Source organism: Yoonia sp. (assembly GCF_046498525.1).
GTDB lineage: Bacteria > Pseudomonadota > Alphaproteobacteria > Rhodobacterales > Rhodobacteraceae > Yoonia.
This window is the reverse complement of sequence record NZ_JAWOAN010000019.1, coordinates 22,282-35,488: the sequence shown is the minus strand read 5'-3', so window position 1 is coordinate 35,488 and position 13,207 is coordinate 22,282. Positions and strand designations below refer to the sequence as shown.

The 13,207-nt window shown below is 53.2% G+C and carries 13 protein-coding genes; 4 read left to right on the top strand and 9 right to left on the bottom strand.

Translation table 11 applies throughout. The annotated features are described in order from the left end of the window. Positions 1-1,501 (top strand): DNA mismatch repair protein MutS (gene mutS / locus R6T97_RS01410; RefSeq protein ID WP_410347527.1); only part of this gene is annotated, 1,501 nt, incomplete at its 5' end. 18 nt (positions 1,502-1,519) lie between these two features. Here the strand turns inward: mutS and R6T97_RS01405 are convergent. Together R6T97_RS01405 and hrcA are read right to left on the bottom strand one after the other, a co-directional pair. Then, positions 1,520-2,077 (bottom strand): nucleotide exchange factor GrpE, encoded by a 558-nt coding sequence (locus R6T97_RS01405; protein ID WP_410347526.1) that lies wholly within the window; start codon positions 2,075-2,077, stop codon positions 1,520-1,522. 12 nt (positions 2,078-2,089) lie between these two features. Then, positions 2,090-3,154 (bottom strand): heat-inducible transcriptional repressor HrcA, encoded by a 1,065-nt coding sequence (gene hrcA / locus R6T97_RS01400; protein ID WP_410347525.1) that lies wholly within the window; start codon positions 3,152-3,154, stop codon positions 2,090-2,092. A gap of 115 nt (positions 3,155-3,269) precedes the next feature. Here hrcA and rph point away from each other — a divergent pair, with 115 nt between their 5' ends. From rph to hemW, 3 genes are read left to right on the top strand one after another with little or no spacing between them, the layout of a single operon-like run. After that, positions 3,270-3,977: a ribonuclease PH gene (rph, locus tag R6T97_RS01395; protein ID WP_410347524.1), complete on the top strand. Its 708-nt coding sequence runs from the start codon at positions 3,270-3,272 to the stop codon at positions 3,975-3,977. Beyond that, entirely contained in the window at positions 3,977-4,585 is a 609-nt protein-coding gene (gene rdgB / locus R6T97_RS01390; protein WP_410347523.1) for an RdgB/HAM1 family non-canonical purine NTP pyrophosphatase, read from the top strand. The genes rph and rdgB overlap by 1 nt, the downstream gene beginning before the upstream one ends. A 1-nt stretch (position 4,586) precedes the next feature. Further along, entirely contained in the window at positions 4,587-5,741 is a 1,155-nt protein-coding gene (gene hemW / locus R6T97_RS01385; RefSeq protein WP_410347522.1) for a radical SAM family heme chaperone HemW, read from the top strand. On the opposite strand, the gene R6T97_RS01380 is transcribed toward hemW, so the two are convergent. The 7 genes from R6T97_RS01380 to hemJ all read right to left on the bottom strand — a co-directional run bounded on the left by R6T97_RS01380 (position 5,738) and on the right by hemJ (position 13,068). Beyond that, a complete protein-coding gene (locus tag R6T97_RS01380; RefSeq protein ID WP_410347521.1) occupies positions 5,738-6,625 on the bottom strand; it encodes a ParB/RepB/Spo0J family partition protein in 888 nt (295 codons plus the stop codon). The two genes, hemW and R6T97_RS01380, sit on opposite strands and share 4 nt — an antisense overlap. Further along, the gene (locus R6T97_RS01375) at positions 6,626-7,429 is read right to left on the bottom strand and encodes a ParA family protein (protein WP_410347520.1); all 804 of its coding nucleotides are present in this window, start codon (positions 7,427-7,429) and stop codon (positions 6,626-6,628) included. Continuing rightward, positions 7,416-8,033, bottom strand: a complete 618-nt coding sequence (rsmG, locus tag R6T97_RS01370) for a 16S rRNA (guanine(527)-N(7))-methyltransferase RsmG (RefSeq protein WP_410347519.1) — start codon at positions 8,031-8,033, stop codon at positions 7,416-7,418. The genes R6T97_RS01375 and rsmG overlap by 14 nt, the downstream gene beginning before the upstream one ends. A 3-nt stretch (positions 8,034-8,036) precedes the next feature. Next, positions 8,037-9,914 (bottom strand): tRNA uridine-5-carboxymethylaminomethyl(34) synthesis enzyme MnmG, encoded by a 1,878-nt coding sequence (gene mnmG, locus R6T97_RS01365; protein WP_410347518.1) that lies wholly within the window; start codon positions 9,912-9,914, stop codon positions 8,037-8,039. A 3-nt stretch (positions 9,915-9,917) separates the two neighbouring features. Further along, complete coding sequence (gene mnmE, locus R6T97_RS01360) at positions 9,918-11,198, bottom strand: tRNA uridine-5-carboxymethylaminomethyl(34) synthesis GTPase MnmE (RefSeq protein WP_410347517.1); 1,281 nt, start codon at positions 11,196-11,198, stop codon at positions 9,918-9,920. Between the two features lie 29 nt (positions 11,199-11,227). Further along, entirely contained in the window at positions 11,228-12,499 is a 1,272-nt protein-coding gene (gene rho, locus R6T97_RS01355; RefSeq protein ID WP_410347516.1) for a transcription termination factor Rho, read from the bottom strand. 119 nt (positions 12,500-12,618) lie between these two features. Further along, entirely contained in the window at positions 12,619-13,068 is a 450-nt protein-coding gene (gene hemJ / locus R6T97_RS01350) for a protoporphyrinogen oxidase HemJ (protein ID WP_410347515.1), read from the bottom strand. Positions 13,069-13,207: the final 139 nt, after the last annotated feature.

Sequence of the window (13,207 nt, the reverse complement as noted above, 5' to 3'; positions counted from 1 at the left end):
CAACACGATCGGGCAGGCAACGCAGCTTGCAGAGCACTTGCCAGCGGATATGCCGCAGATTCTGGCGGATGCCGCAGAGGGTCTGACGGGTCATGATGCCATGTTGAGCGTGCTGGATGAGGCACTGGTGGCAGATCCGCCCATTCTAATCAGGGATGGCGGGTTTATTGCACCGGGTTATGATGCAGAACTTGATGAAGTGCGGACGCTGCGTGATGAAGGCCGCTCTGTTATTGCGGGCATGCAGGCCGAGTATATCGAGAAGTCGGGTATTTCGTCGCTCAAGATCAAGCACAACAATGTCTTGGGATATTTCATCGAAACAACCGCAACACATGCCCAGCGGATGATGGCGGCGCCTTTGAATGAAACCTTTATTCATCGTCAGACAACGGCCAATCAGGTGCGGTTCACAACCGTTGAGTTATCCGAGATCGAGACCCGTATTCTGAATGCTGGCGGGCGGGCACTTGAGATAGAAAAAAGACTCTATTCCAGCCTAACCGCGGACATTATTGCACAGGCCGGCCCGCTTGGCGCGCTGGCACGCGCACTGTCAGAGATTGATTTGATGGCCGCACTTACGCATCTGGGAGCAACGGAAAACTGGGTTCGGCCCAAGGTGGACGACAGCCGCGCGTTTGACATCAGCGGCGGGCGGCATCCGGTGGTCGAGACGGCGCTGCAAAAGGACGGCACGCCGTTCATCGCCAATGACTGTGGCTTGACAGCTACACCGATCTGGTTGCTGACCGGCCCGAACATGGCGGGCAAATCGACGTTTCTGCGCCAGAATGCCCTGCTGGCGATCTTGGCGCAAATGGGAAGCTTTGTTCCTGCCAGCAACGCGCATATCGGTGTGGTCAGCCAGATTTTCAGCCGCGTAGGTGCATCAGATGACCTCGCACGCGGACGATCGACCTTTATGGTCGAAATGGTGGAAACGGCGGCGATCCTGAATCAGGCCGATGACCGTGCGCTTGTTATTCTTGATGAAATCGGACGCGGAACAGCAACTTATGACGGGTTGTCAATTGCATGGGCCACCTTGGAACATTTGCACGATGTGAACCGGTGTCGTGCGCTGTTTGCCACGCATTATCACGAGATGTCCGCGCTATCGGCCAAGCTTGACGGGGTGGATAACGCGACAGTGGCCGTCAAAGAGTGGAATGGCGACGTGATTTTCCTGCATGAGGTCAAGCGCGGGACGGCTGACCGCAGCTACGGGGTGCAGGTTGCGCGTCTGGCTGGGCTTCCGACCGTTGTTGTCGAGCGGGCGAAGGTCGTTTTGGAAGCGCTGGAAAAGGGCGAGCGCGAGGGCGGCGGGGCACGAAAGGCGATTATTGATGATTTGCCTTTGTTTGCAGCGACACCACCACCAATCAGGGTACCTGCTGAACCGTCAGAGGTTGAGGCGCGGTTGAAGCAAATACATCCCGATGAGCTGAGCCCACGGGATGCGCTTGATTTGATTTATGAGCTACGGTCCAAATTGTAGACTTGGGTTTCACCCGGCCTAAGACGCCGGTGTCGATGAAACACCGACTTGTGCAGGGCGCAGCAGACGGTCGTGGAGCATGAACCCTTCGGCGGCGACCTGAATAATCTCGCCTGCTTTGGTGCCGGGGAGTGGCGCCTCGAACATGGCCTGATGCAGTTTGGGATCGAATTTATCACCGACTTCCGGTGTAATAGGGTCGATTCCATGTTTTTTAAACACGCTGATCAATTCGCGCATCGTCAGTTCGACACCTTCAAGAAGCGCCTTGTTTACGTCCCGCTCAGCTTCTGCTGCGGATTGCAGCGCACGGCGCAGGTTGTCGTAGACAGGCAGGATATCGCGGGCCAGTTTGGAACCGCCATAGTCCTCGGCCTCACGGCGATCACGATCTGCCCGCTTGCGCAGGTTTTCGGTATCCGCGAGGGCGCGCATGAATTTGTCGCGGTATTCATCCCGCTCGGCGCGCAATGCCTCGATTTCGTCAAAGCTGGCAGCCGCCGAATCAAAATCCATTTCGTCGCCTTCGGCGGCAAGTTCATCAAGACTTTGCAGTTCTTCGTCTTTTTCAGACATTATTTTTTCCCTTTAAGAGCGGTCAGCGATCATCTTGCCAACCAACTGAGCGGTGTAATTCACAATCGGCACGATGCGCCCGTAATTCAGCCGTGTTGGCCCAATTACGCCAACGGCGCCAATTATCTTTCGGTCGGCGTTCATATAAGGAGAAATGACAAGAGATGAACCCGATAAAGAGAACAATTTGTTCTCTGAGCCAATAAAAATGCGCACGCCTTCGCCTTCCTCGGCCAGATCGAGGAATTGCGCAATATCGCGCTTGCGCTCAAGGTCATCGAACAGCGTACGAATACGGGCAAGGTCAGCTTCGTTTTCGTTGTCTCCAAGGAGGTTGCCACGGCCACGCACGATCAGGCGTTCAGTGGCTTCACCTTCGTTTTCCCAAAGTGCGACGCCATTTTCGACCAAGGCCGCTGCAAGTTGATCAATCTCTTGTCTGCGGGCCGCAATTTCGCGTGAGATGACGGCACCGAGTTCAGACAGCGTGTGACCGGTGGCAATCGCATTCAGAAAGTTTGCCGCCTCGCGCATGGAGGACGGGGTTTGCCCCGGTGGTGGCGTGAAAACGCGGTTTTCGACGTGACCATCCCCAAACACCAGCACGACAAGCGCGCGATCCTGCGACAGCGAAACGAATTCGATGTGTTTGATGGGCGCTTCGTGCTTCGGTGTCAGGACAAGACTTGCGCCGTGCGTCACGCCCGAAAGCGCCTGACCGACCTGATCAAGCATGGAGGTGACGTCCTGATCGTTCGTTGTCATCGTGCGATCGATTTTGAGCTGGTCTTCGCCATCAAGGTCGCCCACCTCAAGTAATCCATCAACGAACAAACGGAGGCCCAACTGTGTCGGGATGCGTCCGGCGCTCACGTGGGGGCTGCCCAATAGTCCCAGAAACTCGAGATCTTGCATGACGTTGCGAATGGTGGCTGCGCTTACCTTTTCCGAGAAGTCGCGCGTCAGTGTCCGAGACCCGACAGGCGCGCCGCTTTCAAGATAGCCTTCGACGACACGCCGAAACACTTCGCGCGAACGCTCGTTCATGTCTTCGATATTGGGCGGTTGTTGCGTCATAGCATCCTCGGTTGAAGGCTAGGCAATTAAAACGAAGTTTGCACGGTCGTCAATCGGGGTTGGATTTCATATGTGGGCAGCGTATCCCCACGTTGCAACCGATAGGAGTGACCCAATGCGTCCATCAGGCCGTCAGACGAACGAAATGCGCGAAATCTCGATTGAGACCGGCGTAACGATGCATGCCGAGGGCTCTTGCCTGATTAGATGCGGGAATACCCATGTGCTGTGTACGGCGACAATCGATGAACGGGTACCACCGTTCTTGAAGAATTCCGGGCTGGGCTGGGTTACGGCTGAATATGGCATGCTACCGCGAGCGACAAACACCCGGATGCGCCGCGAAGCCAAGAATGGGCAATCGGGCCGCACACAGGAGATACAGCGCCTGATTGGTAGATCACTGCGGGCCGGTGTGGATCGTGTGGCATTGGGTGAGCGGCAGATTGTGGTGGATTGTGATGTGATTCAGGCCGATGGTGGAACCCGTTGTGCTTCAATCACCGGTGGCTGGGTCGCCTTGAAACTAGCTGTACAAAAATTGATGAAAGCCGGTGTTGTCATCAGCGACCCGCTGGTTGATCCGGTCGCTGCGATTTCATGCGGCGTTTATGCGGGGCAAGAGGTGCTGGATCTGGATTATCCGGAGGACAGCGAAGCAGGCGTTGACGGCAACTTTGTCATGACCGGAGGCAAGCTGATCGAGGTGCAGATGTCGGCGGAAGGGTCCACATATACGCGCGGGCAGATGGATGCCTTGCTTGATCTGGCCGAAAAGGGCGTGGCAGAGCTGACTGCAGCGCAGATCGCGGCAGTCAGCTGATGCGCAGGTTTGACGGTAAGGAACTGGTTATTGCGACCCATAACCAAGGGAAACTTGAGGAGATCGCAGATCTTTTGAAACCCTATGGGGTGTCTTTGACGTCAAATGCCGATCACGGGTTGCCGGAACCAGAGGAGACCGAGACCACCTTCGCAGGAAACGCGCGGATCAAGGCCCACGCAGCGGCGCAGGCTACGGGCTTGCCCGCGCTTTCTGATGACAGCGGGATCGAGATTGACGCCCTTGGCGGTGCGCCGGGTGTGCACACAGCCGACTGGGCCGAGACGCCGCACGGCCGTGATTTCAAAATGGCGATGGAGCGGAGTTGGGCCGCGTTAGAGTCTGTTTCTGCCCCTTTTCCAAGGACCGCACGGTTTTGTTGTACGCTTGTTCTGGCGTGGCCGGATGGCCATGATGAAGTGTTTGCCGGCGTCATGCCCGGCCAGATCGTCTGGCCGATGCGCGGTGATCAGGGGCATGGGTATGACCCGATTTTCCAGCCTGATGGCTATGAGATCACTTTTGGTGAAATGGACCGCTGGGAAAAGAACAGGATCAGTCATCGGGCGGATGCTTTCGCCAAGCTGATCGCGGGATGTTTTGCCTGAGATGGAAGACTGGCAACATGGGGGTTTTGGTCTTTATATTCATTGGCCGTTCTGTCAGGCAAAGTGCCCCTACTGCGACTTTAACAGCCATGTTGTGGCGCAGATTGATCAAAAGGCCTGGGAAACTGCATACCTAAGCGAGATAGAGCGTATCGGGTATGAGACAGAAGGCAGGGTGCTTCGGTCTGTTTTCTTTGGCGGCGGCACACCAAGCCTGATGAATCCTGATGTTGTTGATGCGATCTTAACGAAGGTGCGTGCAACATGGCCTATCGCAAACAACATCGAGGTGACATTAGAGGCGAATCCGACATCTGTGGAAGCAAAACGGTTTGCTGGCTATCGTGACGCGGGTGTAAACCGTGTTTCAATGGGGATACAGGCGTTGAATGATGCCGATCTGAAAGCATTGGGCAGATTACACAATGCAAATGAGGCCATGCAAGCCTTTGATATTGCACGGAGTATTTTTGATCGGGTGAGTTTTGACCTGATCTATGCACGCCAGGATCAATCAGTCGCAGCTTGGGAGGCCGAACTAAGGCAAGCGCTTGGTTTGGCTGTTGACCACCTGTCGCTGTACCAACTGACGATCGAGGACGGAACGGCTTTTGGTGATCGTTATGCCGCCGGTAAGCTGTGTGGGTTGCCGGATGAGGATGCCGCTGCGGATATGTATGCGGTGACACAGGATGTTTGTGGCGAAGCGGGGTTTTCGGCTTACGAGGTATCGAATCACGCCCGCTCGGGGTGCGAGAGTGTCCATAACAAGATTTACTGGAAGTACGGCGATTATGCAGGAATTGGGCCGGGAGCCCATGGCCGTTTGACACTGGGTGGAAAGCGGTATGCGACAGAAGCACCGCTTGCACCAACAGCGTGGCTTTCGCAGGTTCGCGAGACAGGAAATGGAGAAAGTAACCGCGAAGAGTTGTACCGCACTGATCAGTTTGTGGAGTTTCTATTGATGGGTATGCGCTTGCGTGAAGGGGTTATGCTTTCGCGCTTCGCTGAAATAAAATCAGAGGTTTACTCTCGCAAAATCAAGTCCTTAACTGATCTTGGCCTTGTTGAGACTGATGATGGTTTACTACGGTTGACGGAGCGTGGTTCCCCTGTGCTGAATGCGGTGCTGCGTGAGATTCTTAGTGCCTAACCGCCAGCCAGCGCGCGTAAGAGATCGTCAAGTTGATCAAGTGACTTATATCCAATTACCATTTTCCCGCCTTCTGCTCCGGCGGGATGATCAATAGTGACTTTCATGCCAAGTGTCGCAGAAAGCTCATTCTCGATTTGGACAGTGTCCGCGTCTTTTGGAACTGGTGCGCCAGGGATGGACCGCTTCTTGATAGCAGGGCCTTTCTTGGCAAGTTTTTCCGTTTCGCGAACAGACAGATTACGTTGAATAATCTCACGCGACAATGCGACAGCCTGAACATGGCCAACAAGCGCGCGGGCATGGCCGGCCGAAAGTTGGCCATTGATCAGATAGGTCTGCACCTCGTCAGGCAGATTGAGCAGACGGAGCAGGTTTGCAATATGGCTTCGGCTTTTGCCAAGTGCTGAAGCTAGCTTATCTTGTGTGTGACCAAAGCGATCCATCAACTGCTTGTAGCCTGTGGCCTCATCAACTGGGTTCAGATCAGCACGTTGAATGTTTTCGATGATCGCGATTTCGAGGACTTCCGTGTCATTGTAATCACGAATCAACACCGGGATTTCGTGCAATTTTGCGATTTGCGCAGCCCGCCAGCGGCGTTCGCCCGCGACAATCTCGTAATTGTCTTGATCGACCGGCGACTGACGTACGATCAGTGGTTGGATGATTCCCTTTTCCTGGATAGATGCGGCAAGTTCTTTCAAGGCGTCTTCGGCAAAAGTGCGTCGGGGTTGATCCGGATTGGGCTGAACACGCTCGATCGGGACAACCAGATCAGGACGTTTCGGCCTGTCTTCCGCAGCCTCATCGGTTGCGACATCTGACATGAGCGCAGAGAGGCCGCGACCCAATCCCCGTGACTTCTTTGTCGTTCGTGTCATCTATGCAACCCTCTTTTTCGTTGTCTTTTCAATAAGTTCTCTAGCCAGAGCCCGATACGCCGCACTGCCCTTGGAGCCGCTGTCGTATGTCAAGACCGGCACGGCGAACGATGGCGCTTCACTTAGGCGGACATTGCGGGGAATGACTGTCTTGAAGACCATGTCACCCATGTTTTCGCGGGCGTCATCCTCGACCTGCAATGAGAGGTTATTACGGCTATCGTACATGGTTAGCGCGATCCCCTCGATACGCAGTTCCGGGTTGGCCGTTTGGCGGACATTGCGAACAGTGAGAATCAGCTGTGACAGGCCTTCAAGAGCGAAAAATTCGCTTTGCAAAGGTACAATAATTGAATGCGCTGCCACCATCGCATTGACTGTCAATATATTGAGAGAAGGAGGACAATCAATCAATATATAGTCAAACTTCAGTGAAGCCACGTCATCGGCGCGAAGGACATCACGCAACAGGAAACTGCGCTTTTTGTTATCGACAAGCTGCAGATCAGCAGAACTGAGATCTGTTGTCGCAGGAACGATAGACAGACGATCGACCGTGGTATTCTGGATTGCCTTCGCGAGGGTCACATCACCTGCAAGAAGGTCATATGTGGTGGATTCCCTCTTATTATGATCTATCCCCAGGCCAGTGGAGGCGTTTCCCTGGGGATCAAGATCAATGAGCAGAACGCGCTTTTTCTGTTCCGCCAGCGCCGCACCGAGATTTATCGTTGTTGTTGTCTTGCCAACACCGCCCTTTTGGTTCGCGATCGCGATAATTCTTGGATCATTAGCCACGCGCATTTATCCTTTGGATGGCAAGTATTCGAGCGTTAGGATCAGTGATACTAGCGTGTTCTTCAAGCGCAAACGACCAGTTCTTTCGTGCCTCAAGAACTTCTTGTCGCGACTGCCTGCCCTTATGAAATAAGGCCAATCCAGATGGCTTTAGATGACATTGAGTAAAAGAAAGCAAACCAGATAATGCGGTGAGCGCACGGGCAGATACAACATCCGCTTCTTGTGGGGGTGTTTCTTCGATCCGTTGTGCAATCACTGTCACTGGTAAATTGAATTCTCGTGCTGCTGTGCGCAAGAAGGCTGATTTTCTCTGATCGCTTTCGATCAGGATAAATTCCGCTTCCGGCTGCGCGACTTTGGCAATAATTGCCATGACGATTCCGGGAAAACCACCACCACTGCCAATATCAACCCACTTTCCATAGTGCCCGGGTGCAAATCTATACAGTTGTACAGAATCCAGAACGTGCCGGTCCCAAATACAATCGATGGTGCTGCGACCGATCAAGTTGATCTTTGGGGTCCATTTTGTGACAAGCTCACCAAAGGCCTCTAAATCTGCTAATGTTTCACGTGAAACATCAATGCCAGCAAGATTAGATACCATGCGTCAGGTTCCCGTCGCCTGCTGTTGCTTTTTGATTGCTCCCATAATCAGCATCAATGCAGCGGGCGTCATCCCCTCTATGCGGCCTGCATGGGCAATGCTTTCCGGCCTTGAGGCGATAAGCTTTGCTGCGATCTCATTCGAGAGGCCGCTGATTTGCAAATAATCGATATCGGCAGGGATAAGTTGCTTCTCATCCCGCGCCATCGCGGCGATATCGCGTTCTTGCCGAGCGATGTAATGCGCATAGAGCGCGTCTTTTTTCACCTGATCTTGTATCGACAGCGGAATATCATCAACATTTTGTTTCAACTGAACCAAATGATCAAAATCAAAGTCTGTCAGGGCGAGCGCTTCGAGCGCGGTTCTTCGCGGTCCATCTGCGTTTAATTTTACACCAACTTCTGCTATTTCTCTTGATGATAATGTCATGTCAACCAAACGCGCCTTTGCACACGTTATATGGTTCATCTTGTCGCTGAAATGTGCCCAACGCGTTTCGCCAACACACCCCAACTCTCTACCACGCTGCGTCAAGCGCTGGTCTGCGTTGTCAGCGCGCAGCGACAAGCGGAACTCTGCACGCGACGTAAACATGCGATAGGGTTCCGAAACACCCCGTGTGATCAGATCGTCGATCATCACCCCAATGTAAGATTCTCTGCGACTGAAGATGATGGGATCGAGCTTTCTCGTTTTGCAGGCGGCGTTCAAGCCCGCAACTAAACCTTGCGCTGCTGCTTCTTCGTATCCAGTTGTACCATTAATTTGGCCTGCCAGATAAAGTCCTGGAACATCACGCAGTTCGAGCGTCGCACGCAAGGCCCTTGGATCGACATAATCGTACTCAATCGCATATCCAGGCTGCAAAATCTTTGCATTTTCAAGCCCGTAGATAGATTTGACATAGGCTTCCTGCACACCCTGCGGCAGTGATGTCGAAATCCCATTCGGGTAAACCGTGTGGTCAGACACCCCTTCCGGCTCCAGAAAAATCTGATGCGATGTCCTCTCCGCAAAGCGCACGATCTTGTCTTCAATTGATGGGCAGTAGCGTGGCCCAACACCATCAATTTGCCCTCCATACATCGCCGAGCGATTCAGGTTCTCGCGGATAATTTCATGGGTCTGCTCATTGGTGTGTGTGATTCCACAGTCAATCTGCGGCGCGTAAGTGCCTGTAGACAAAAATGAAAAAAGGACCGGATCGTCATCGCTTGGCTGTGCTTCAAGCTTATCCCAGGCAATAGTCCGGCCATCAAGACGCGGGGGCGTGCCAGTCTTGAGCCGCCCTAACGGCAAACCAAAGCTATCCAGGCGTTCCGCCATCTTTACAGAGGGCGCATCACCCATCCGACCACCGGGACGCGACACATCACCTATATGGATAATGCCGCGCAGGAATGTTCCCGTTGTCAGAATAACGCTCTGGGCATTTATCTTCGTACCATCCTGCAACTCAACCCCGCACACGCTGTTGCCTGACATGAGCAAATCAACAGCTTCACCTTCAATGATTACAAGATTGTCGAGTGAAGTCAGTTCCCCTTGCATCTCTTTGCGATAAATCTGCCGGTCAGATTGCGCTCGGGGCCCCTGAACTGCAGGCCCTTTCTTCCGGTTTAAAAGCCGGAACTGAATCCCTGCCTTATCTGCAACACGCCCCATCACGCCATCCAGCGCATCAATCTCGCGGACAAGATGCCCTTTTCCAAGACCGCCAATTGCAGGGTTGCAGGACATCACACCGATTGAATCCTTTGTCAGTGTGATCAAGGCTGTCCGCACACCCATACGCGCTGCAGCATGCGCTGCCTCCGCACCAGCGTGACCACCCCCGATTACGATAACGTCGTAGTCTTGATGTTTCACGTGAAACACTCCCTACTTACCGATGCAAAAGCTGCTAAAAATCTCATCCAGCACATGTTCTACATCAACACGGCCAACGATGCTATCCACAGCACGAATAGCAGAACGTAAATCTTCCGCGACTAAATCTGTCATACACTCAGGTTCGGCCAACGCCACCATAGCATCATCCATATATGTTAATGCACGCATCATTGCCACTCGGTGCCTTTCGCGCATCGCGACACCAATCTGACCAACCTTTTCCTGAAGCCGCTGACTAACCTGTTCTATCAGAAGATCGATCCCATCTCCGGTCTTGCCTGAAATTCCCAAGATATCTGACTGGCAAATATCACACTTTGCCTGAACGATGAGGTCATCGGGGCCAAGTTCATCAGGTCTATCAGCAAGGTCCATCAGTAGATGAATACGAAAATCAGCATGCTTCGCCCGTTCCAATGCACGCGCAACCCCAAGCCCTTCTACAAGGTCGTCCGTATCCCGAACGCCGGCCGTATCAAGCAATGTGACTGGCAAACCATCAAGATCCATCTGCACTTCAATAACATCACGGGTGGTCCCTGCTATCTCGGAAGTGATCGCAACATCCCGTCCCGCCAAACGGTTCAACAGCGTCGACTTCCCGACATTTGGAGCACCTATAATCGCGACCTCAAAGCCATCTCTCACGCGCTCTGCCACCCGGACACCGTCGGCCTCACGGGTCATTTCCCGGCGTACCTGCGATAACAGCTCGATTACCTCTGGACTAACATCTACTGGTACTTCTTCATCGGCAAAATCAATTGTCGCTTCCAGCAATGCAGCAGACCTGATCAGCCGGTCTCGCCAACTGTCAGCCAATGCCCCCAGTGCCCCTGAAAAAACGCGCACTGCTTGCTTGCGCTGGCTCTCGGTTTCCGCATCAATCAGATCCGCAAGACCTTCGACTTCCGCAAGATTCAGACGCCCATTTTCAAGCGCACGCCGCGTAAACTCACCAGCCTCGGCATGTCGCAGATCGAACATATCCCCCAAGCACCGAAGCACTGCGCTCACGACCGCCGGGCTACCATGCAGTTGAAGCTCTACTACGGGTTCACCTGTAAAACTCCGCCCTTCAGGAAACCGCAGGATCAATGCCTCATCAAGAAGCTCACCAGCGCTATCTCGCAACTGTCGCAACCCCCGAGAGACTGGAACATCATTGCAAAGTCGCTCAGCGGCCTGCTCAGCAGATGTCCCTGAAATACGCACAACAGCAACACCGGCACGGCCCTGTCCTGTTGCGAGGGCGAAAATAGTATCCATAGGTTAACCCATTGTTTTATAACAATAAGTTATGTGTTCATCGAGTCGAAGAAGTCCGCGTTCGTCTTGGTCTGCTTCAGCTTCCCGATCAGGAACTCCACTGCATCAGTCGTACCCATAGGGTTCAGGATCCGGCGCAAGACATAGGTCTTGGCAAGATCTGCCTTATCCACCAGCAGTTCTTCTTTCCGTGTCCCGGACTTCAAAATATCCATCGCCGGGAAGACACGTTTGTCAGCCACCTTGCGGTCCAGAACAATCTCGCTGTTACCGGTCCCTTTGAATTCCTCAAAGATCACTTCGTCCATCCGCGATCCGGTATCGATCAGTGCCGTGGCAATGATTGTCAAAGACCCGCCCTCTTCGATATTACGCGCCGCACCAAAGAACCGCTTGGGGCGCTGCAGGGCGTTAGCATCCACACCACCAGTCAGTACCTTGCCGGACGACGGCACAGTCGTGTTGAACGCTCTGCCTAAACGCGTGATCGAATCCAGCAGAATCACGACATCGCGCTTGTGCTCTACCAGACGCTTGGCCTTTTCGATTACCATCTCGGATACTGCAACGTGGCGCGATGCTGGCTCATCAAAGGTCGAGGATACGACCTCGCCTTTCACCGACCGCTGCATGTCCGTCACTTCTTCCGGCCGCTCATCTATCAGCAACACAATCAGATAACACTCAGGGTGGTTCTTCCCGATCGAATTAGCGATATTCTGTAGCAGAACGGTCTTACCTGTCCGTGGCGGCGCCACGATCAAGGAACGTTGCCCCTTACCGATTGGCGCGATCAAATCGATGATCCGTGCCGATCGGTCCTTGATTGTCGGATCTTCGACTTCCATCGTCAGACGTTCGTCAGGATAAAGCGGTGTCAGGTTGTCAAAGGCGACCTTGTGCTTGGCTTTTTCAGGGTCTTCAAAGTTGATCCGCTCAACTGACTTCAGCGCAAAGTAACGCTCGTTGTCATTGGGTTCCTTGATCACCCCTTCGACCGTATCACCCGTCCGCAACGAATGCAGACGGATCATATCTGGCGACACGTAAATATCATCCGGACCAGCCAGATAGTTCGCCTCTGGCGACCGCAGGAATCCAAACCCGTCCTGAAGAACTTCCAGAACGCCATCACCACCAATAACCCATTCTTCATCTGCCCGCTCTTTGAGAATGGCGAACATCATATCGCCTTTCCGCATCGTAGAGGCGTTCTCGATCTCAAGCTCTTCTGCCAAGGACAACAAATCCTTCGGGCTCTGGGCTTTCAAATCAGCGAGGTTCAGACGGTGCTGTGACATGCGTAAATCCTGATGCCCACATCAAAAGGGCATATCTTCGATTAGAGATGGAAAATAACTTTCCCGGACGGGAAGTACGATGATCCATAAGCAAGGTCCCTGACAGAGTCAATCAAAGCTCAGAAGGGCCGCACAACAACAGCCACCACAATGAGCAGCATCAAGACCGTGGGCACCTCATTGAACATCCGGTAGGTGCGCCCTGTTCGTGAATTGGTCCCTGCCGCAAATTCTTTGCGCCGCGCGCTCATCCAGCCGTGTGCGCCTGTCATCAGAATGACCGACACGATCTTCACCCAGGACCAAACAGCACTCCAGTCAAACGCTCCCAAACCGATCATGATCAAACCGGCAATCCAGGCGACGATCATCGCGGGGTTCATGATCACCCGCAGCAGTTTTTCTTCCATCACCTGAAACGTATGATCCAACTCTGAACCGACTGTAGCCCGCTCGGCATGATAAACGTATAGTCTTGGCAGATAAAATAATCCCGCCATCCAAGCGATGACGGCCATGATATGAACGGATTTAATCCAAAGATATATGCCGTCTAGGAAATCAATCACGATTTTGTCCTTCTTTGCCTCTCCCCTCCTTAATAAATATTAAAAGAAAGAAAAGATGATGTTGTTGTTTGTCACTGGATATTCTGTGGGTTCTTAATCTGTCCTCAGAGTTATCCCAAGGCCAGTTATACTGTCTTGT